Raw genomic sequence first — 20,138 nt, forward strand, 5'->3', positions numbered from 1 at the left:
GGCTACATAGCTCAGTTGGTTAGAGCATAGCATTCATAATGCTGGGGTCCGGGGTTCAAGTCCCTGTGTAGCCACCACCTTCTAAAAGGGCTTATCGAAAGATAAGCCCTTTTTTTATGCTAAAAATTTCTTGCTCGTGCGCAACAACCAGGCACGACTCGGAAGCACTCGGCTTCACCACCGTGCCGGCCCACACTTCAAACCGGCTCGTAAGACGCCATAAACTGATCCGCCGTGGCGATCACGCGCTTGAGTCCGAACAACGAAATGAGCACGTCATCGCCCGGTGCCTCCGAGGGCGACACATGGATGGCCGTACGCTCGCCGCGCTCACCAAGTAGCTGCTGAACATTGCTGTCTCGCAGTGAATGGCCGATGACCACAAGCTCATGCCTCTTGACCAGTTCCCGGATACTTTCGAAGACAGGCGTGCGCATACTGGAGGGTAGATCCGCACTGGTGATAATCAGCGAAGAGGGATCGGATGCGCTTCCCACGATCTTGTAGAGCGTTAACCCCTCGAAATCATCGTCTGGCAGCGCATCGTGAGGCTGAACAACACGGTAAGGGATCCGCAGAAACTCACAGGCCCTCTCGAACAGAAGGTCGTAATTAGTAGTGACAATAACCGGAAAACTCACAACTGCACGCAGGTGCGCCAGGGTTGGCAGCACTGTCTGCGGCGTGTTCAGAAAATCCAGTACGCGCTGCTGCAAACGCGACGCACCAAATTTGGCTTGGTAGTAACCTGCCAATTCACTGAAGCTATATCGAACCTCGCTCACCTCTCCCTCCCAGAGGTCTCTTGCAAACGCCTCCATCAGCAACTGGGCAGTGGGGTAACCGGCCGCGACCGACATCCCGGCACCGGCAATCAGCACGCGTCCCGAGCGCTGAAGCGGCCGGATAGCGACAGCCGGCAAAGGAGTGCTGGACGGGCGGCGTGCTTCAGCCTCTTGGATGAGCTGCCTGGCCAAGGCATTTGTCCACAGCTCAGTGATCGACTCACCAACATGGGCAGCAAGATCATCTGCCCACTCGAACTCTCGTCTGAAAACCCCACCATTCCAGTGCGCCACCTCTTCTCGAAAGTCATCACGCTGCTTGTTTGCTGGATCGTAGGAGCTGGCGTAAGGCAGACGCTTGGTGAAAACCAGCATCGGCTTGTTCGCTGCCTTTGCGGCCTCAAACTCCAGATGCGTCACCGACTTTCCTGACTCGGCACCATACCCCGAGTCAGGAACCCAACCGTAGCGATCACCAAGAATCAAGATAAACAGGTGAGACTCTTCAATCGCCTGGCGCAGCGTCGCCCAACTCGTAGTGGTACTCGATGGCATTGTCTCTGCGTGGACAGGCTCTAGCCCCATTTCAGCGAGACGCTTGACGACGGCACGCCGCTCGTTGCCGAGGTCCTGCATGGTGCTGCTGATGAATGCGCGAAGTTTGCTTGCCACGTTCAACCACTCCCTGGAAAAACTCGCCGAGATGAAATCAACGCAGATTACCAGAGCGCCATCACTGCGCCACCTCGAAGTATCTAGTGGACTGCGGTCCACGCCACGCTAAAGCCCAGGCCAATGAGTGCCATGCCGATCGTTCGATCAATCACCACCTGCCGCTCGATCATCGCCCGACGCAGCAGGTGATTGGAAAAGAACACCGCCACCAGGCTGAACCAGACCCAATGGGCAAATGACATGAACGCGCCATAGGCGAAGTCCAGCGCCAGCGGGCTGCCGGGCTGCACCACCTGGGTGTAGGCACTGACCACGAAGAGCATGGTCTTGGGGTTCAGCGCGTTGGTCAAAAAGCCCGTGCGCAACGCGCTCGCCACGCTGGCCTTGCTGTGCGCGAGGCCGTCGAGGCTGATGCGCGTGGTGTTGGTCAGCGATTTATAGCCCAGGTACACCAGGTAGCCTACCCCCACCACCTTCATGGCCAGGAACAGGGTCGGGCTCTGGCTGATGATCACGGCGATGCCGAGCACGGTGTACAGCACATGCACTTGCACGCCCAGGGCGATGCCTGCCGCTGCCGCGAGACCGGCCTTGCGGCCCTGTGCATAACTGCTGCGGGTGACCATGGCGAAGTCGGCGCCAGGGCTGATGACGGCCAGGAGGGTGAACAGGGCTACGGCGATGAGTTCGTTCACAAACAGGGATCCTCGATGAAAATTCACGGAAGATGGGATTATCCTGTTGCCTTGAACGAGTAAAAATCGATTTATAGTCTGACTAACCTGCTAGTTTTACTCACCTATCTGCATTGAATCGACTTGCCCCGCCGACAAAGCCGAAACAGGCCAGCACATGAAACTGCCTCCCCTTACCGCCTTTCGCTACTTCGACATCGCCGCCCGCACTGAAAGCTTCGTGCGCGCTGCCGAGCACCTGCATGTCACCCACGGCGCCGTCAGCCGCCAGGTGCGCCTGCTCGAGGAAAGCCTCGGCGTGGCACTGTTCGAACGGCGCAACCGGGCAATCTTTCTCACCCCCGCCGGTCGCGAGCTGCACAGCACCACCCAGTCGATCTTCGAGCAATTGGAGGGCGCCGTGCAGCGCCTGCAACAGCAGCCTGAAGACAACGTACTGGTGGTCTCCTGCGAGCCGACCATCGCCATGCGCTGGCTGATCCCGCGCCTGCCGCGCTTTCACGCCGCACACCCCGACCTGCAGCTGCACCTAGTGGCGGCCGGCGGGCCGGTGGACTTCGCCCGTGGCGGCATCGACCTGGCACTGCGCCGCGATGACTTCCATTGGGATCGCCAGTTGCACAGCCTGAAGATCTGCGATGAGTGGATCGGCCCGGTCGCAAGGCCAGACTTCAAGGGCCAACGCCTGCTGCACAGCGCCACCCGCCCCGATGCCTGGGCCACCTGGCTACGCCTGAGCGGCCAAGGCATCCGGCACACGGCGCGCAGCGACTTCGAGCACTTCTACTTGTCAATCCAGGCCGCCAGCGCGGGCATGGGGCTGGCCATCGCCTCGGCGCTGATGGTTCGCGACGAACTGGACAATGGCCAGCTACAGGCGCCGTACAGCTTCCTGCGCGATGGCTCCGGCTACCACCTGCTCAGCCCGCAGCCGCTGGACGACGGCAGCAAGCGCCAGCGCTTCGCGCAGTGGGTCGGCGACGAATGCCGGGCCTGCCTGGCTCACCTGGGCTTGCTGCAGAACGACGACCCGGCCCCGCCGTCACCGCCCCAGGTGCGATAGCCGGCCGTGTCGATATGGATACGCCCCGAAGGGTAACGGCCAAGCCCCATGTTCCAGGCCTGGCCGTGCTGCTGCCAGAAGCGGCACAGCGGGTTCGGGTCGGCCCAGGGTGGCAGCAGCAGGTCGACGGCGAAGGCGCGCATGTGCGCGCTGCTCGGCGCGCCGCCGGCACAGGCATTGAGCCGGGGATCACGGTAGGCCGACACCACTTCGAACTGACGCAGGATGCCCTGCTGGTCCAGGGTCTTGATCAATGCCAGGGTCGAACGCACCGCCGGCCAGTGGCTCGCCGGCGGCACCGCGAAGGGTGAAGCCTTGCACAGGCGCCAGTCCGAGGCCGAACGCAGCAACTGATGGATCGGCACCACACCATACAGCCGGGCGTCCACCAGCATTTCACGAAACCTGCGGTTCTCGTGATCCCCGGCCCACTGGGCAAACATCCACACATCGCGTTCATCGGCCTGCACCGCACCCAGCCCGACCAGCGCGCTAGCCAATAGCCATATCCTGGCGCTTTTCATTCCCCCACCTCTTCATCCACCATGGGCGGTCCGCCGTCCTGGCGGCCACTGACAAGGAGTTAAGCATGCACAAGATTGCTGTATCGGGCCTGGCCGCCCTCGCCTTCAGCGGCCTGGCCATGGCCGACGCGCAGATCGACCTGGGCGATGCCCAGCGGGTCACCCGGCTGTTCGCCTACCCCAACAACTGCAACGTGATCTGCTACCGCGACTGGACACTCGAACAGACCGTCGAGCACTACCTCACCCAGAGCGTGCAGCGCGACGGCTATGTCAATGCCAAGGTCACGGTGAACCGCGACAACGACAAGCTGCACGCCAGCATCAGCGACGTACCGGCGAGCTACGCCGACCCCTTGCGCAAGCTGCTCGACAGCGGCGAGCTGGCCTACCAGGGCGCCACCCGCCTCAACCAGAAAGGCGGCTGGGACTATAGCTGGTACCTGTTCCTGCCCCTGGGCATGGCCCTGGAGAACCGCCGCAGCATCGAGCTGCTGCACTTCCCGCCGGACTACTCGCTGACCCGCTACCAGGACTACCTGAAGTCCAACACCACCGACCGTTGGGCGCAGCTTCTGACCTTCAATGGTGTCGAGGCGACCCAGACCCCGGCCTACCAGACCATCGTCGACATCGCCCCGATCGCCGCGCCGGCCAGCGCCGGCAAGGACCTGGAGGGGGTCTACAGCTACTTCAACGATTACCAGGTGCGCATGGTCAAGGAAGTGGCCCTGACCCACGACGGCAAAGGCGCCTTGCCGATGGTCGCGTTCGGCGCGCCGGTACGGGCCTGGATCCAGCAGCAGTATGGGCCGAAGGTCAACGTGCTCGGCCTGGTGAACATCAGCCCCGAGGCCAACAGCGCCAAGGTGCCCGTGCTCGGCGCCAACCACCCGAGCGCGATCTGGTACGCCGCCGACCCGAAAAGCTACGACGGCGACCAGGACAAGGCCGACGCCGCAGGCCTGAAGATGATGGGCCAGGACCTCTCCGCCGCCTGCTGGCAGGCCGGCATGGGGCGCAACCCGCAGGCCGACGCCAAGCTCACCCTGGATGCCTGCACCAGCAAGTGGCAGGTAACCCAGAAGAAGCAGACCTGCGAATTGTTCTACCGCACCATCCGCGAGATGACCCCGGAGCAGGCGGCAGCCAAGTGCAATACCGGAACGGTGACGCGCAGCTTGCGCGACCTGCGTAAACCTTTGGAAACGAATGGCTCGGATCAGGCGCTTTGATGGGCATTTTGCGCACGGCATAATCTGTCCACCGCTCAACCCCGAAACAATGACTCTGTTCATTGGCTATCAGGGTGAAGAAACCGGCCTCGTGCCGGTTTTTTCGTTTTGGGACACGACAGGAAGTCGGCCATGCGCAAGAACCCTACCCCACTAGGCGACGAGAGCCTTGCCGAGGCATTCAGCCGATTGCTGCACCAGGCAATCGCCCTGCAAGATGTAGCGCGGGAGGCAAAACGTACTTGGCCCCCGTTACGGCGTATCACGCAACGGAGGCCAAGATTCGGAATATTTCATGACTACGGAGGAAGGACGGCCTCGAAGGCAGGTCTCCCGCACCGAAGCGGAACAACCCATGCGCCTGCGAACTCCCTTCATATGACCTCGGTTGCCCAGAGCCTACGCAGCACCGCCGACAAATTTTCTGCTGTCTACGTAGTCGGAGTCCATCCTAGAAGGGGGCGACCGGATTTGCAAACCCGTCTGGCGGAACGCGAAGCCCCCAGGCCCCGATCAGTCTTCCAGTAACGTACAGGCCATCACCAGCGCATCTTCCCGCCCGCCCGCCATCGGGTAGTAGTCACGGCGCCGGCCGACTTCATTGAAGCCATAGCGCTCGTACAGGCGATACGCCGACTGGTTGCTGGCACGCACTTCCAGGAAACACTCCCGGCCATTGAGCTGGTAGGCCCGGGCCATCAGGTGTTCGAGCAGGCGCAGGCCGAGGCCACAGCCCTGGTTCTCCGGCTTGACGGTGATGTTGAGCAGGTGCGCCTCGTCGATGATCACGTTGATCACGCCATGGCCAACCTGCTGCTGGCCGTCGAACATCAGCCACACTTCGTAGGACTTCAGCGCATCCTGGAAGATGCCGCGGGTCCAGGGATGGCTGAAGGCGGCATATTCGATCTTCAGCAGGGTATCCAGATCCGCCTCGGTTGCCGGGCGGAAACTGATTGAGTCACTCATTCAACGCGTTTCCAGCGCGCCATCAGCTGGCGCATGGCTTTCCAGACGTCCGCCTTGCGCTGCGGCTCGTCCATCAACAGTTCAAGGCCGGGCAAGGCCCAGGCATCGCCGAGCAGGTCGACCTTGAGTTCTTGGTAATAAGCTTCGCCGTCTGCCTGGCCGGCGAAGCGAATGGCCGGCAGGCCGATCAGCCACAGGCAGGCGCACGGCGCCTCTTCCAGGCGCGCGGCGATAAAGCCCTGGACAAAGTCCCGGGCGGCATCCGGCCCCTGGTCCATGTTGCCGCGCATCAGTAGCGGCCAACGCACCGGCTCGCCAATGATCTGCGGGGCGTCCGGCAGACCGGCGGCGCGCAGCATGTCCTTGAGCAGCAGGTAGGACGGGTCGCGGCTCTGGAACGGCTGGCCGGTGGCCAGTTCCACCAGCAGCAGACAGTCGCCGGCACGCAGCAACTGCAGGGCGAAGCGCGGTGGTGGCACGGGCACCGGGCGCGGCGCGGGAGGCTCTGTCTCTGCCTCGACCGGCTTGGCGGCGACTTTCGGCGCGCTGCCCGGGCGCGGGATCTCGATCTTCGGCCGCTCGGCACGCGCCTGAGGGGCTGCCGGAGTGGCGCTCGGCACAGGCGCGGGAGCGGCCGGACGCACCTCGAAGTCGACCTCATCGACCGGTGCCACCGGCAACAGCAGCTCTGGCCGCGAGGGCGCGGCGAACGGCAGTTCGGCGCGCGGCAGCCAGTGCACCACTTGCATGGCGGACAGGTAGGCGCGGCGGCGGGACTCGATCAGCAAGGCGCGGGTATCCGGGAGAAATCAGTCGGGCATTCTAACGCCGTTGGGGAGATCGCGCTGCAACAGGCTGGCGGAATTTATCGCCTGTACCGGCCTCATCGCTGGCAAGCCAGCTCCCACGAAAGCAGCGCGGACCTTGTGGGAGCTGGCTTGCCAGCGATAGGGCCAGTGAAAACCCCACAAAACCTCAGGCAATCCCCCATTACAGACCAAGGGGTGAAATCCTCCCCCCCGGATGCAGTACAATCGCCGCTTTTATTTGGCAACGAGTCGACCCGCCAATGATCGAACCCAAGCGCGTCCTGCGCGCCCTAGCCGAACACTGGGCCTTGATCGAGCCGCTGTGCGAGCGCTTCGACCAGGGCACCCTGAGCCTGGTCGAGCTGCGCCAGCAACTGGCCCGCCAGCAGGTGGAAAGCACCCCGCAGGACATCACCCAGCTGCTCGACGTGTGGATCCGCCTGGACATCCTGGTCCCGGTGGCCAAGAGCCCGAACCGTTTCGAGCTCAACGCGCAGATCCACGACTTCCTCGCCTACCTGCGCCGCGAGCACCGGCTGGGCCTGTGCCTGGAGATCGAGGCCTACCTGCGCCACCTGGAGCGCCTGGCCGGGCATATCCAGGACGCCTTCGACAACCGCGACAGCGACGACCTGGCGCGCCAGCTGCGCCTGCTCGACATGCGCGTGCGCGATGTACTGAAGAAGCTCGACAACGACGAGCAGGCGCTGGTGGCCGTGGCCGAGCGGGCCAAGACCAGCAACCGCCAGATCCCTCTGCGCCAGCGCTATGCCGAAGTACTGGCGACCTGGGACGAGTACGTCGAGCCGATGATCCAGCTGGTCAATGCCGACGGCGCCTTCGAGCAGGGCGTGCGCAAGGTCGAGACCGTGCTGCTGCGCCTGCTGGGTGAGCAGGCGCGCCTGGGCCACCTGGTCGACGACGACATGCTGCTGCGCACCCACGCGCGCATCCTCGAGATGCAGACCAGCGCCCAGCTGACCTTGCGCCACGCCCGCGAGCTGCTGCTGCCGCTGCGTGAAGAAGCGCGCCGGCACAACGCCGTGACCCGCGGCGCCGCGCTGGCCCTGTCGGTGATCCGCAAGAAGGGCATCGACGCCGTACCGCAGGCGGCCATGCCGATGTTCACCCGCCCGCAGAGCACCTTCCTCGGCAGCGCCAGCCAGGTCGAGGCCTACGTCTACGCCCTGGCCCGCTTCGAGCCCAAACCCGCGCGCTTCCCCAAGGCGCACAAGACGCAGAAGGGCCCGCTGCCCCGCGCCCCGCGCACGGTCAAGGAAATGCTCGAGCGTTGCGAAGACGCCCTGCCGCTGCCGGACCTGATGGTCTGGCTGCTGGAGCAGGAGCCTGAAGGCGCCACCGACGAACTGCTGTACTGGTTCTCGCGCCTGTCGCGCGAGAAGCGCTTCAGCCGCGAGCGCCTCGATCGCCAGCAGTACCTCACCCGCGAACACCTGGTCAGCTTGCGCTCCTTCGCCCTGACCTCCAGCCGTGACAAGCCGGCGACCACGACCGAATCCACCGCGAGCCCCACCCATGCATCTTGATCTTTCCGAACTGTCCCAGCTCGCGCCGATCTTCCGCGAGCTGTTCAAGGGCTTCCACGTCAGCCGCCGCGACCCGGAGCTGTACGCCCAGCTGTCGAACTTCCAGGACCAGTACCGCACCCTGTTCAAGGCCCTGGGCTTCGAGCTGGTGTGCGATACCCGCGGCTTCTACTATTTCGTCCCCGAGCAGGCCGCCGCGCAGGTCAACAAGACCGCCCAGCGCCTGTCGCTGTTCACCTTCATCCTGGTCGAGCACCTCGCCGACCAGGGGCGCGACCCGATGGCCGTGCTCGACGGTGGCAGCATCGGCCGTGACGAACTGCCGTCGCTGCTGGACAAGTACCGCGACCTGTTCCTGCAGGCCGAAGTGCAGACCGTCGACGAGCTTGAAGAAAAGATCATGCGCCGCATGAGCCAGCTCGGCTTTGCCCATGAGGAAGGCGGCATCTACCGTTTCCTGCCGCCGATGCACCGCTTCCTCGACGTCTGCCTGTCGGTCCAGCAGGACCGCGACCTGGCCGCGACCCTGCACAGCGACCTGCCGCTGCCGGTACCCGTGCTGGTGGTGGAAGAGACGCCCGAAGAACTCAACCGCACCGACGACCCGCTCGACCTCACCCCGTTCGACGGCGAGGAAAGCGAAGAGGATGCCCTGGCCCGGGCGATCCGCGAAGAGCAACAGGAGATTGACGCATGAGCCAGGAACGCTACGGCATCCGCCGCTTCGCACTGCTCAACACCGCCGGCTACAGCCTCGGCCTGTTCCCCCTGGAACACCCGCTGTCGGTCTATGGCGCCAACAACCTGGGTAAATCGGCGTCGATCAACGCCCTGCAGTTCCCAATCCTGGCACGCATGTCCGACATGAGCTTCGGCAAGTACAGCCTGGAGCAGTCGCGGCGCTTCTACTTCGCCAGCGACACCAGCTACATCCTCACCGAACTGAACCTGCCCCACGGCCCGCACGTGATCGGCGTGGTCGGCCGCGGGCCAGGCGGCGGCTTCGGCCACCAGTTCTTCGCCTACCAGGGCGAGCTGGACCTGGCCCACTACCAGAAAGACGACACCTGCCTGCGCCAGAAAGAGCTGTTCACCAACCTGGAGCGCCATGGCCTCAAGGCCTACGAGCTCAAGCCTGACGAACTGCGTCGGCTGCTGGTCGGCGGCCACACCTCGGTGCCGCTGGACCTGACCCTGATCCCGCTGCGCTCGACCAGCGAGCAGAGCCTGAAGACCTTCCGCGCGCTGTTCATCAACCTGCTGCACATGCGCGAAATCACCGCCGCCAAGCTCAAGCAGCTGTTCCTCGACGCCTTCGAACACAGCCTGCGTTCAGGTAGCGTCGACTACATCGCCGCCTGCGAAGAGGCCTTCCGCGACGTGCGCCGCATGGAGGGCGACTACAACGCCCTGGTGGCTGCCGGCCCGTTGGTCGAGGCCCTGGCCGGCGGCGTGGCCCAGCGCGACATCCTGCGCGGCAAGCTGCACCGCATCTCGCCCTTGCTCGACAACCTGCTGGGCACCTGGCAGGAATACGCCATGGCGCGCAAGGAAGAGCTGGTAATCCAATCCGAGCACTACCGTGGCGAGCAGGACCGCCTGCAGAACGACCAGCGCGGCGGTACCCAGGAGCTGATGCGTCTGGAGCGCGAGATCACCGGTATCCAGCGCTGGCTGGGTGAGCTGTCGGTGCTCAAGCACCGCTTCGCCCTGGTCACCGACGTCAAGACCCTGGAACAGCAACTGCTGGCCGCCAAGGACGCCCACGACGAACTGGCCGGCGCCCTGGCCCAGTCGCGACAGTTCTCCGCCGAAGACCTCGACGAGCGCGTGCGCGACCTTGAGAAGCGTGTGAAGGCAGTCAAGCAGCAGCTCGACCACGCCGACAACAACAGCTATGCCCGCCTGCGCGAGGAGTTCTCGCAGCAGGACGTGGACCGCCTGATGCGCCTGTTCAACGGCGCACTGTTCAGCCTGCCGATGGGTGACCGCGGCATCGAGCTGGACGACAGCGACGTCTGGGTGAAGACCCTGGAAGGCGTGCTCGACCGCTTCAAGGGCGAGCGCTTCGAAGTGCCGGGCCTGTCCATCGACATCTCGCACATCGACCCACCCGCGCTGCAGGCACTGGCCGACCGCGCCGCCCTGCGCGACCAGAAGGAGCGCCTGGAAAAGGAGCTCAAGCAGCTCAAGACCCAGCAGGCCGTGGCCCTCGACCGCGCCGCGAGCAAGGCGCAGACCGAGGCGTTGTACCAGCAGGTGCTGGATGCGCAGAAGGCCCTGGAAGACTTCCGCCGCACCGAGACCCTGGCCGCCGAAGAGCCGGAAAAAATGGAGCAGCTGGGCCAGCTGGAAGCCGCCCAGGACGAGCTCAAGCGCTCCAGTGACGCCTTCACCGAGCGCGTCCAGCAGCTGTCGGCCAAGCTGCAACTGGTGGGCCGGCAGATCGCCGACCTGGAAGCCAAGCAGCGCACCCTGGAAGACGCCCTGCGCCGTCGCCAGCTGCTGCCGGCCGACCTGCCGTTCGGCACGCCATTCATGGAAGCCATCGACGATTCCATGGACAACCTGCTGCCGCTGCTCAACGACTATCAGGACAGCTGGCAGGCCCTGCAGCGCGTGGACAACCAGATCGAGGCGCTGTACGCCCAGGTGCGCCTGAAGGGGGTGGCCAAGTTCGACAGCGAAGACGACATGGAGCGCCGCCTGCAGCTGCTGATCAACGCCTACTCGCACCGCACCGAGGAAGCGCTGACCCTGGCCAAGGCCCGCCGCGCCGCAGTCACCGACATCGCCCGGACCCTGCGCAACATCCGTAGCGACTACGACAGCCTCGAGCACCAGCTGGCGCTGTTCAACCGCGAGATCAACAAGCGCCAGGTGTCGAACCTGGAGAGCTTCCGCGTGGTACTGGCACCGAACAAGGAAGCGCTCAAGCACATCGACCAGATCATCCACAGCGCCGGCCAGTACGAGGAAGGCGAGACCCTGTCGGTATTCGACCTGACCCAGAGCGCCGAGCAGGATCACAAGAACGAAGAGGCCAAGGAGTACCTGGCGCGGCTGGTGGCGGCCAACCACAACCAGCTGGGCCTCAAGGACCTGTTCGAACTGGCCTTCGAGATCACCAAGATCAACAGCCAGCCGGTGATCCATGCCGACATCGATGGCGCCGCGTCCAACGGCACCACCATGACCATCAAGGCGCTGACCAACATGTATTTGTTGCTGCACCTGATGGACCGCGACCTGGCCGGGCGCATTCGCCTGCCGTACTACCTCGACGAGGCAGCGGACATCGACGAACGCAACCAGGCGGCGCTCCTGGAAACCAGCCAGCAGCTGGGCTTCGTGCCAATCCTGGCGAGCGTGAAGCCGCAGGTGTCGGCGCGGGTGGCAATCGACCTGGAAGGTGGCAGCGGGCCGAATGGCATCTACATCGACGAGGCAGACTGGAAGTACATCAGCCGTCGCGACGAGGTGAAGGCGATCGTGCGTGAGGATGAGGCCGAAGAGCTGGCCTGATCAGGAGTATTGGGGCCGCTTTGCGGCCCATCGCGGATGAATCCGCTCCTACAGACAGCGCAATGTCTGTAGGAGCGGATTCATCCGCGATGGGAGGCCGAAGGCCTCCCCAAATTCAGGAGTTCACTGCTGCGCCCAAGGCACAATCGGAATCGCCGTCACCGCATTCTGCGGGCTGCCCTCGATCACCCTATCGCTGTACACCAGGTACACCAGCGTGTTGCGCTTCTTGTCGAGAAAACGCACTACCTGCATGGTCTTGAACACCAGCGAGGTGCGTTCCTTGAACACCTCCTCGCCATCCTTGAGTTCACCCTTGAAGTGGATCGGCCCGACCTGACGGCAGGCAATCGACGCCTCGGCACGGTCCTCGGCCAGACCCAACCCACCTTTCAGGCCACCGGTCTTGGCCCGCGACAGGTAACAAGTCACGCCATCGACCTTCGGGTCGTCGAACGCCTCGACGACGATGCGATCATTCGGCCCGACGAACTTGAACACGGTGGATACCTGGCCGATTTCCTCGGCCCCGGCCAGCATCGGCAGCGCCAGCGCGGCGGCGGCAATCAATCCTTTAAGCACTTGCATCTCCTTCAGACCAACACCAGGTTGTCGCGGTGCACCAGCTCAGGTTCGGCGCTGTAGCCCAACAGGCTCTCGATGGCATCGGATGGCTGGCCGATGATCTTCTGCGCTTCCAGGGCGCTGTAGTTGGCCAGGCCACGGGCCACTTCCAGGCCGTCTGGGCCGACGCAGACCACCATCTCGCCACGGCGGAAGCTGCCCTGCACGGTCTTCACGCCGACCGGCAGCAGGCTCTTGTTCGATTCGCGCAGGGCCTTCACGGCACCGTTGTCGAGCACCAGGGTGCCGCGGGTCTGCAGGTGGCCGGCCAGCCACTGCTTGCGCGCAGCGAGCATGCCGCGCTCGGGCGACAGCAGGGTGCCCAGGCGCTCACCGGCCTTGAGGCGGTCGAGCACGCGCTCGATACGGCCACCGATGATGATGGTGTGCGCACCGGAACGGGCGGCCAGCCGCGCGGCGCGCAGCTTGGTCTGCATGCCGCCACGACCCAAGGCGCCGCCAGTGCCGCCGGCCACGGCGTCCAGCGCCGGGTCATCGGCGCGGGCCTCGTAGATCAGCTGGGCCTCGGGGTTGTTGCGCGGGTCGGCGTCGAACATGCCGTCGCGGTCGGTGAGGATCACCAGCAGGTCGGCTTCAACCAGGTTCGCCACCAGCGCCGCCAGGGTGTCGTTGTCGCCGAAGCGGATCTCGTCGGTGACCACGGTGTCGTTCTCATTGATCACCGGCACCACGCCCAGGTCGACCAGGGTGCGCAGGGTGCTGCGGGCGTTGAGGTAACGCTTGCGGTCGGAGAGGTCGTCGTGGGTCAGCAGGATCTGCGCGGTGTGCTTGCCGTGCTCGCCGAAGCTCGACTCCCAGGCCTGCACCAGGCGCATCTGGCCAAGCGAGGCGGCGGCCTGCAGCTCGTTCATCGCGCTCGGTCGCGTGGTCCAGCCCAGCTGGCTCATGCCCGCCGCCACGGCCCCGGAGGAGACCAGCACCAGTTCCACGCCCGCTTCACGCAGGGCCACCATCTGCTCGACCCAGACCGCCATGGCGCCCCGGTCGAGGCCCTTGCCGTCGGCGGTCAGCAGCGCGCTGCCGATCTTCACGACCCAGCGCTTGGCGCCAGTCACCTTGCTTCGCATCTTCTCTTCCAACCTATGTCGAATCTGTAGATACCTTGGATACAAAAACGCCGCTCCAGAGAGCGGCGTTTAGTGTACTGCAACAGATCAGTCGCGCACGTAAATGATTTCCGGGCCGTCTTCGTCGTCCTCGAAATCATCCCAATCGTCATCGTCGCCGATGTCGTGCACGCTCTTGACGCCGGTGCGACGCAAGGTGCGGGCGTCGTCCAGGGCCTGCAGCTGGGCGCGGGCTTCGTCTTCGATGCGCTGGTCGAGCTCGGCCAGTTCCTCGGCGTAGGCCGGGTCGTTGGCCAGGCGGTCGGCGCGGTCTTCCAGATAACGCATCAGGTCATGGCTGAGCTTCTCGGTGCCCTGCTTGGCGATAGCCGAGATCACGTACACCGGGCCATCCCAGTTCAGGCGCTCGACCACTTCCTTGACGCGCTCATCCTTCTCGTCGTCCATGATCATGTCGGCCTTGTTCAGCACCAGCCAGCGCTCACGGTCGACCAGCGCCGGGCTGAACTGCGCCAGCTCGTTGATGATCACCTCGGCGGCGTCGGCCGGGCTGCTGTCGTCCAGCGGCGCCAGGTCGACCAGGTGCAGCAGCACGCGGGTACGGGCCAGGTGCTTGAGGAAACGGATGCCCAGGCCGGCACCTTCGGAGGCGCCTTCGATCAGGCCGGGGATGTCGGCGATGACGAAGCTCTTCCAACGGTCGACGCTGACCACGCCCAGGTTCGGCACCAGGGTGGTGAACGGGTAGTCGGCGACCTTCGGCTTGGCTGCCGAAACCGAGCGGATGAAAGTGCTCTTGCCGGCGTTCGGCAGGCCCAGCAGACCGACGTCGGCCAGGACTTTCATTTCCATCTTCAGGTCGCGCTGATCGCCAGGCTTGCCTGGGGTGGTCTGGCGCGGCGCACGGTTGGTGCTCGACTTGAAACGGGTGTTGCCCAGGCCGTGCCAGCCGCCCTGGGCGACCATCAGCTTCTGGCCCGGAGTGACCAGGTCACCGATCACTTCCTGGGTGGAGGCGTCGATCACGGTGGTGCCGACCGGCACGCGCAGGAACAGGTCCTCGCCTTTCTTGCCGGTGCAATCGGTGCTGCCGCCGTTCTGGCCGCGCTGGGCCTCGTGGTGGCGGGTATAGCGATAGTCGACGAGGGTGTTGAGGTTCTCGTCGGCCACCATGTACACCGAGCCGCCGTCACCGCCGTCGCCACCGTTGGGGCCACCGTTCTCGATGAATTTCTCGCGGCGGAAGCTCATGCAACCGTTGCCGCCGTCACCGGCTTTTACCCGGATCGATACTTCGTCTACAAACTTCATTCAAAACCGCCTCTCGTCGGACGACGAGTCGAAAACCAGAAAACCATGAGGCTCTTGCAAAGATGAGCGCGGCGGCCCCGTACGAACCAGAAACCAACGCCGGCAGCCCATTCAAACAGCTTTGCAAGAGGCTCACCACAAACGAAAAAGCCCCGTCGCATGACGGGGCTTCTGGAGCGACGTCGCGATTAAGCGGCGACGATGCTCACGTAACGGCGCATGAACTCGCCTTTCTTCTCGAACTTGATCACGCCTTCGATCTTGGCGAACAGGGTGTGATCCTTGCCCATGCCAACGCCGTAGCCAGCGTGGAATTCGGTGCCGCGCTGACGGACGATGATGTTGCCAGGCTTGATGACCTGACCGCCATACATCTTCACGCCAAGGCGTTTCGATTCTGAGTCGCGACCGTTACGAGTACTACCACCAGCCTTCTTGTGAGCCATGGTTCAATTCTCCAATAAATTCAGGGGATCGGGGCGATTAAGCCTGGATACCGGTGATTTTGATTTCGGTGAACCACTGGCGGTGGCCCATGCGCTTCATGTGGTGCTTACGACGACGGAACTTGATGATGCGAACCTTGTCGTGGCGGCCTTGCGAAACGACTTCGGCCACTACTTTAGCACCAGCAACAACTGGAGCACCGATGGTGACTTCTTCACCGTTGGCGACCAGCAGAACGCGATCGAAGGTCACGGATTCGCCAGTGGCGACTTCCAGTTTTTCGATCTTGAGGAATTCACCTTCAGCGACTTTGTACTGCTTGCCGCCGGTAACGATTACTGCGTAAGACATGGTATTTCTCCGATAATCCTGCTCACCCAGCGCTTTATATGATGAGTATTGGCTGGCATGGCTGCACAGGGCTGGAACGGCCCGGTGCAATTGCGTAAGGCAGGTGCTGCCCAGGAAGTTAGGGTGCGCGATTGTACGCAACCCCATAAATGCTTGCAAGTACCGGCCCGGGGCCACGGCCACCGCGCCTTGACACACCGATACCTGCGACCTAGCATGCCGCGCAACCTCAATGGAGCAGCCGATGCAACCCCAAACCTTCTACCGCGCGGTAGCTGATGACTTCAGCGCCGTCGACGAGATCATCAAGAAGCAGCTGACCTCGCGCGTGCCGCTGGTATCGAAGATCGGCGACTATATCACGTCCGCCGGAGGCAAACGCCTGCGCCCCCTGCTGGTGCTGCTGTGCGGCAAGGCCCTGGGCCGCGAGGGCGACGACCTGCGCCTGCTGGCGGCGACCATCGAGTTCCTGCACACCGCCACCCTGCTGCACGACGACGTGGTCGACATGTCCGGCATGCGCCGTGGCCGCTCCACCGCCAACGCCCTGTGGGGCAACGCGCCGAGCGTGCTGGTGGGCGACTTCCTCTATTCGCGCTCGTTCGAGATGATGGTCGAGCTGGGCTCGATGCCGGTCATGCAGATCCTCTCCAAGGCCACCCGGGTGATCGCCGAAGGTGAAGTGCTGCAGCTGTCGCGCGTGCGTGATGCCAGCACCACCGAGGAAATCTACATGGACGTCATCCGCGGCAAGACCGCGATGCTGTTCGAAGCCTCGACCCACAGCGCCGCGGCCCTGGCCGGCGCCACGGACACGCAGCGCGAAGCCCTGCGCACCTTCGGCGACCACCTGGGCGTGGCCTTCCAGCTGGTCGACGACCTGCTCGACTACAAGGGCGACTCCGAGACCCTGGGCAAGAACGTCGGCGACGACCTGGCCGAAGGCAAGCCGACCCTGCCACTGATCTACACCATGCGCGAAGGCACCGCGGAGCAGGCCGCGCTGGTGCGCCAGGCGATCCAGAAGGGTGGCCTGGAGGACCTGGAGCAGATCCGCATCGCCGTCGAGGCATCCGGCGCCCTGGACTACACCGCGCAGATGGCCCGCGACTACGTCGCCCGCGCCATTGCCTGCCTGGAAGTGCTGCCGGCCAGCGAGTACCGGGACGCCCTGGTAGAGCTGAGCGAGTTCGCGGTCGCACGTACCCACTGATTCATCGCGTCATCTCCATCGCGGGGCAAGCCCGCTCCCACGCCAGCACATCATGGCGTGGGAGCGGGCTTGCCCCGCGATGCTTTTGTGCAGGAAATCACTAAACCCTATACAATGTGCGCCTTTAACCGCCTGTACTTGAAAGGAAACGCCGTGAGCACTCTGCCACCCTGCCCCCAATGCAACTCCGAATACACCTATGAGGATGGCACCCAACTGATCTGCCCCGAATGCGCCCACGAGTGGTCGGCCAACGGCGAAGCCGAAGCCGCCAGCGACGACGTGGTGAAAAAGGATTCGGTCGGCAACGTCCTGCAGGACGGCGACACCGTCACCGTGATCAAGGACCTCAAGGTCAAGGGTTCGTCCCTGGTGGTCAAGGTCGGCACCAAGGTCAAGAACATCCGTCTGTGCGACGGCGACCACGACATCGACTGCAAGATCGACGGCATCGGCGCGATGAAACTCAAGTCCGAGTTCGTGCGCAAGGTCTGATCGCCTGCCCCTCGGGGCTGCCCAACGGGCGGCCCTGACAGATCCTGCAACAGGATCGCCGGGACCATTCGGAAGAATTCTTCCAATAGTCTCTTGCTATTTTGATAATAAGAATTATTCTCATTGGAACCGCTATCCAAGGAGAGTAGCCATGACCTATCTGATCGACGCCTGGCTCGACCGCCCCCACCCTTACCTGCGCATCCTGCACCGCGAGACTGGCGAAGTCTGCGCCGTGCTCGAGGAAGACGCGCTCGATGAACTGCGCGACCAGGGCGACCTGGACCTCATGGGGCTGAATTCGAGTGAACCGGGAGTGCTCAAGGAGCTGGTGAGGAACCTGTTCCTGTTCTGCTATGCGCGGGCATTGCGCCCGGGGGGAACGGATTGGAACTGAATTTAGCAGACCTGCCCTCATCGCCGGCAAGCCGGCTCCCACACTGATCGCAACGACCTAAGGTCTTGTGCTGTTCCTGTGGGAGCGGGCTTGCCCGCGAATGGGCCGCAAAGCGGCCCCGACGGTATTACAGAACGTCGAGCAGCTCGACGTCGAACACCAGGGTGCTGTGCGGCGGGATGCTGCCGACGCCCTGGGCGCCGTAGGCCAGCTCGCTCGGCACGTACAGGCGCCATTTGCTGCCGGCGTTCATCAGTTGCAGGGCCTCGGTCCAGCCGGCGATCACGCCGCCAACCGGGAATTCGGCAGGCTGGCCACGATCGTAGGAGCTGTCGAACACGGTGCCGTCGATCAGGGTGCCGTGGTAGTGAGTACGCACGTTGTCTTCGCGGGACGGCTTGGCGCCTTCGCCTGCGGTCAGCACTTCGTACTGCAGGCCCGAGGCCAGGGTGACGATGCCTTCACGCTTGGCGTTGTCAGCCAGGAATTCCTTGCCGGCGGCAGCGGCGGCTTCGGCCTTGGCAGCAGCTTCGGCCTGCATCACTTCACGGATGACCTTGAAGGCCGCCGACAGGTCTTCTTCGCTGACGCGGCTGTCGGCGCCGTTGAAGGCGTCGGTCAGGCCGGCGACGATGGCGTTCAGGTTGACGCCCGGTGGCGGGTTGTCGCGCAGCTGGCCACCCAGCTGACGGCCGATGCCGTAGCTGACGCGGGATTCGTCGGTGGACAGGTTGAGTTCGGACATTGGCGTGCTCCGCTTGAGGGCGCACTGCATCCGCGCCCTGATGAAAAGGGCGAGCAGCCTAGCACACTGGCGCCGCGCGAAGCAGCTACCAGGCCGAACGCTGGGAAATCGGTACTTTGAGGTCTTCTTCCGGGTGCGTGCCCATGCCGCACATCTCGTCCTGCACGGACCAGTGCACCAGGTTCAGCGACAGCAGGGGGATCGATTGCAGAAGCAGGCGCGCATCCTCGACCGAATGCACGCGCAAGCGTTGACCACGCGGGTCGTCGAGTGGATGGGCGCGGCCCTTGACCCGGGCCTCGAGCAGGTAATCACCGCCTTCGATGGCGATCAGGTTGAGTTCGTCGACATGGCCAGCCCTGGCCTCGGTATTGAGCTGATGCAGGTTCATGGGCGTACCTCGCTGCGGGAACCACGCATGAGTGCTCATTTTTTGTACAGACCTGCTGAAAGTACAAGCCACCATCCGTCAGGAGCTGAAAAGCATCGCGGGGCAAGCCCGCGATGAGAACAGACGGATCAGTGCTTGGTGATGCGATCCAGGTAACCCATGACGAATGCCGAAATGACGAAGGTCATGTGGATGATCACGTACCACATCAGGTAGTCGGTGGAGATGTTCTGCGCATCCATGAACACCCGCAGCAGGTGGATCGAGGAAATGGCGACGATCGATGCGGCGACCTTCATCTTCAGCGACGAGGAATCCATCTTGCCCAGCCAGTTGAGCTTTTCCTTGCTCTCGTCGATGTCCAGTTGCGAGACGAAGTTCTCGTAACCGGAGATCATCACCATCACCAGCAGGCCGCCAACCAGCGACATGTCGATCAGCGACAGGATCACCAGGATCAGGTCGGCTTCGGCGAGGGTGAAGACGTTGGGCAGGACATGGATGATTTCCTGGAAGAACTTCAGGGCCAGTGCCAGCAGGCCCAGCGAGAGGCCGAAGTAGATCGGGGCGAGCAGCCAGCGCGAGGCATACATCGCGTTTTCGAGGATACGTTCCATGGACAATAAGGGACTCTGAAGTGACTGGAAAAGCGAGCGCGAGTATATCCAGCCACCTGTGACAGCAAAAGCCTGCGGTCAGTTGCCGCAGGCCCTATACATCCTCGATACCCTATCGCCGGCAAGCCGGCTCCCACAGGTCAGGTGTGTGGCAGCTTGCTGGCGATGCGATCATTGGATCAGGTTTCGGGATGGAACTGATAATCCCCAAGGTTCCGGCAACGTTCACCATTGATCCGACGCAACTGCGCCTGCAGGTGCAGACACCAGATCTGCGGATCTTCAGCGACCTGATAGCCATGGAGGGTGAGGCTGTCGACGATGGCGTTCATCACCGATTCGGCCACCATCGGCCCGTGGAACGGGCCCTGGGCCTTGATCGCCGAGGGTTGTTCACCGGCCATGCCGGCGGCGAACAGCAAGGTCCACATGCCATTGTCCCCGGCCAGTGGGCGGATGCTGCATTCGATGCGGGTCACCAGGCCCAGGCACTGGCGGGTGAGGCTGAGGTTGCGCATGGCGGCGTCCCCTCTGTAAAGCCCTGTTCAGCCTGAAACCATCAGGCTGTTTCCATCCTGAACCCTGATAACGTCCTTAAGTTCCACTGTAGCCGACCTAAGGAAAAAGTTGGA

Annotated in this window: 22 protein-coding genes and 1 tRNA gene; 9 read left to right on the plus strand and 14 right to left on the minus strand. The window is 63.5% G+C overall.

The features are described from left to right. Positions 1–77: transfer RNA gene (locus CCOS191_RS23220), tRNA-Met, on the plus strand. A 120-nt stretch (positions 78–197) separates the two neighbouring features. Here CCOS191_RS23220 and CCOS191_RS23225 read toward each other — a convergent pair. Then, positions 198–1,457 (minus strand): DUF4062 domain-containing protein, encoded by a 1,260-nt coding sequence (locus CCOS191_RS23225; protein WP_046857172.1) that lies wholly within the window; start codon positions 1,455–1,457, stop codon positions 198–200. Between the two features lie 83 nt (positions 1,458–1,540). Then, positions 1,541–2,155: a LysE family translocator gene (locus CCOS191_RS23230; protein WP_046857173.1), complete on the minus strand. Its 615-nt coding sequence runs from the start codon at positions 2,153–2,155 to the stop codon at positions 1,541–1,543. A 157-nt stretch (positions 2,156–2,312) separates the two neighbouring features. Between CCOS191_RS23230 and CCOS191_RS23235 the strand changes: the two genes are divergently transcribed. Beyond that, a complete protein-coding gene (locus CCOS191_RS23235) occupies positions 2,313–3,218 on the plus strand; it encodes a LysR substrate-binding domain-containing protein (protein WP_046857174.1) in 906 nt (301 codons plus the stop codon). Here CCOS191_RS23235 and CCOS191_RS23240 read toward each other — a convergent pair. Then, positions 3,158–3,742: a D-Ala-D-Ala carboxypeptidase family metallohydrolase gene (locus CCOS191_RS23240; RefSeq protein WP_046857175.1), complete on the minus strand. Its 585-nt coding sequence runs from the start codon at positions 3,740–3,742 to the stop codon at positions 3,158–3,160. The two genes, CCOS191_RS23235 and CCOS191_RS23240, sit on opposite strands and share 61 nt — an antisense overlap. Positions 3,743–3,807: 65 nt before the next feature. On the opposite strand from CCOS191_RS23240, the gene CCOS191_RS23245 reads away from it, so the two are divergent. After that, positions 3,808–4,977, plus strand: a complete 1,170-nt coding sequence (locus CCOS191_RS23245) for a hypothetical protein (protein ID WP_046857176.1) — start codon at positions 3,808–3,810, stop codon at positions 4,975–4,977. A gap of 513 nt (positions 4,978–5,490) precedes the next feature. Here the strand turns inward: CCOS191_RS23245 and rimI are convergent. Next, the gene (gene rimI, locus CCOS191_RS23250; RefSeq protein ID WP_046857177.1) at positions 5,491–5,946 is read right to left on the minus strand and encodes a ribosomal protein S18-alanine N-acetyltransferase; all 456 of its coding nucleotides are present in this window, start codon (positions 5,944–5,946) and stop codon (positions 5,491–5,493) included. Continuing rightward, complete coding sequence (locus CCOS191_RS23255; protein WP_046857178.1) at positions 5,943–6,734, minus strand: hypothetical protein; 792 nt, start codon at positions 6,732–6,734, stop codon at positions 5,943–5,945. The genes rimI and CCOS191_RS23255 overlap by 4 nt, the downstream gene beginning before the upstream one ends. Positions 6,735–7,015: 281 nt before the next feature. Here CCOS191_RS23255 and mksB point away from each other — a divergent pair, with 281 nt between their 5' ends. Genes mksB through mksF form a run of 3 tightly spaced genes read left to right on the plus strand, consistent with a single transcriptional unit; the run spans position 7,016 to position 11,827 of the window. Beyond that, positions 7,016–8,302: an Mks condensin complex protein MksB gene (gene mksB / locus CCOS191_RS23260; protein WP_046857179.1), complete on the plus strand. Its 1,287-nt coding sequence runs from the start codon at positions 7,016–7,018 to the stop codon at positions 8,300–8,302. Continuing rightward, entirely contained in the window at positions 8,292–8,999 is a 708-nt protein-coding gene (gene mksE / locus CCOS191_RS23265) for an Mks condensin complex protein MksE (protein WP_046857180.1), read from the plus strand. Before mksB ends, mksE begins: the two co-directional genes overlap by 11 nt. Further along, positions 8,996–11,827 (plus strand): Mks condensin complex protein MksF, encoded by a 2,832-nt coding sequence (mksF, locus tag CCOS191_RS23270; protein ID WP_046857181.1) that lies wholly within the window; start codon positions 8,996–8,998, stop codon positions 11,825–11,827. Before mksE ends, mksF begins: the two co-directional genes overlap by 4 nt. Positions 11,828–11,950: 123 nt before the next feature. Here mksF and CCOS191_RS23275 read toward each other — a convergent pair whose 3' ends face one another. The 5 genes from CCOS191_RS23275 to rplU form a co-directional block, all read right to left on the minus strand. Further along, a complete protein-coding gene (locus tag CCOS191_RS23275; protein WP_046857182.1) occupies positions 11,951–12,415 on the minus strand; it encodes a CreA family protein in 465 nt (154 codons plus the stop codon). A gap of 5 nt (positions 12,416–12,420) precedes the next feature. Continuing rightward, the gene (proB, locus tag CCOS191_RS23280; RefSeq protein ID WP_046857183.1) at positions 12,421–13,539 is read right to left on the minus strand and encodes a glutamate 5-kinase; all 1,119 of its coding nucleotides are present in this window, start codon (positions 13,537–13,539) and stop codon (positions 12,421–12,423) included. Between the two features lie 87 nt (positions 13,540–13,626). Next, positions 13,627–14,850, minus strand: coding sequence for an Obg family GTPase CgtA (cgtA, locus tag CCOS191_RS23285; protein ID WP_046857184.1), 1,224 nt, complete (start codon positions 14,848–14,850; stop codon positions 13,627–13,629). A gap of 188 nt (positions 14,851–15,038) precedes the next feature. Beyond that, a complete protein-coding gene (rpmA, locus tag CCOS191_RS23290; RefSeq protein ID WP_003247464.1) occupies positions 15,039–15,296 on the minus strand; it encodes a 50S ribosomal protein L27 in 258 nt (85 codons plus the stop codon). 37 nt (positions 15,297–15,333) lie between these two features. Continuing rightward, positions 15,334–15,648, minus strand: coding sequence for a 50S ribosomal protein L21 (rplU, locus tag CCOS191_RS23295; RefSeq protein WP_003247466.1), 315 nt, complete (start codon positions 15,646–15,648; stop codon positions 15,334–15,336). A gap of 244 nt (positions 15,649–15,892) precedes the next feature. Between rplU and CCOS191_RS23300 the strand changes: the two genes are divergently transcribed. The 3 genes from CCOS191_RS23300 (at position 15,893) to CCOS191_RS23310 (ending at position 17,753) form a co-directional block, all read left to right on the plus strand. After that, the gene (locus tag CCOS191_RS23300) at positions 15,893–16,861 is read left to right on the plus strand and encodes a polyprenyl synthetase family protein (RefSeq protein WP_046857185.1); all 969 of its coding nucleotides are present in this window, start codon (positions 15,893–15,895) and stop codon (positions 16,859–16,861) included. Positions 16,862–17,014: 153 nt separating this feature from the next. Next, positions 17,015–17,356 (plus strand): zinc ribbon domain-containing protein YjdM, encoded by a 342-nt coding sequence (locus CCOS191_RS23305; RefSeq protein WP_046857186.1) that lies wholly within the window; start codon positions 17,015–17,017, stop codon positions 17,354–17,356. A 151-nt stretch (positions 17,357–17,507) separates the two neighbouring features. Further along, positions 17,508–17,753, plus strand: coding sequence for a PA4570 family protein (locus tag CCOS191_RS23310; RefSeq protein ID WP_038707330.1), 246 nt, complete (start codon positions 17,508–17,510; stop codon positions 17,751–17,753). Between the two features lie 127 nt (positions 17,754–17,880). Here the strand turns inward: CCOS191_RS23310 and CCOS191_RS23315 are convergent, their stop codons facing one another. From CCOS191_RS23315 to CCOS191_RS23330, 4 genes are all read right to left on the minus strand, one after another. Beyond that, a complete protein-coding gene (locus tag CCOS191_RS23315; protein WP_046857187.1) occupies positions 17,881–18,498 on the minus strand; it encodes an FKBP-type peptidyl-prolyl cis-trans isomerase in 618 nt (205 codons plus the stop codon). 85 nt (positions 18,499–18,583) lie between these two features. Next, positions 18,584–18,889, minus strand: a complete 306-nt coding sequence (locus CCOS191_RS23320) for a DUF6482 family protein (RefSeq protein WP_046857188.1) — start codon at positions 18,887–18,889, stop codon at positions 18,584–18,586. Between the two features lie 128 nt (positions 18,890–19,017). Further along, positions 19,018–19,506 (minus strand): TIGR00645 family protein, encoded by a 489-nt coding sequence (locus CCOS191_RS23325; protein WP_023631146.1) that lies wholly within the window; start codon positions 19,504–19,506, stop codon positions 19,018–19,020. A gap of 179 nt (positions 19,507–19,685) precedes the next feature. Then, positions 19,686–20,024 carry a PA4575 family protein gene (locus CCOS191_RS23330; protein ID WP_023631147.1) on the minus strand — a complete coding sequence of 113 codons (339 nt, stop codon included), beginning with the start codon at positions 20,022–20,024 and terminating at the stop codon, positions 19,686–19,688. Between the last annotated feature and the right edge of the window lie 114 nt (positions 20,025–20,138).

Source organism: Pseudomonas sp. CCOS 191 (assembly GCF_001007005.1).
In the GTDB taxonomy this organism is placed as follows: Bacteria; Pseudomonadota; Gammaproteobacteria; order Pseudomonadales; family Pseudomonadaceae; genus Aquipseudomonas; species Aquipseudomonas soli.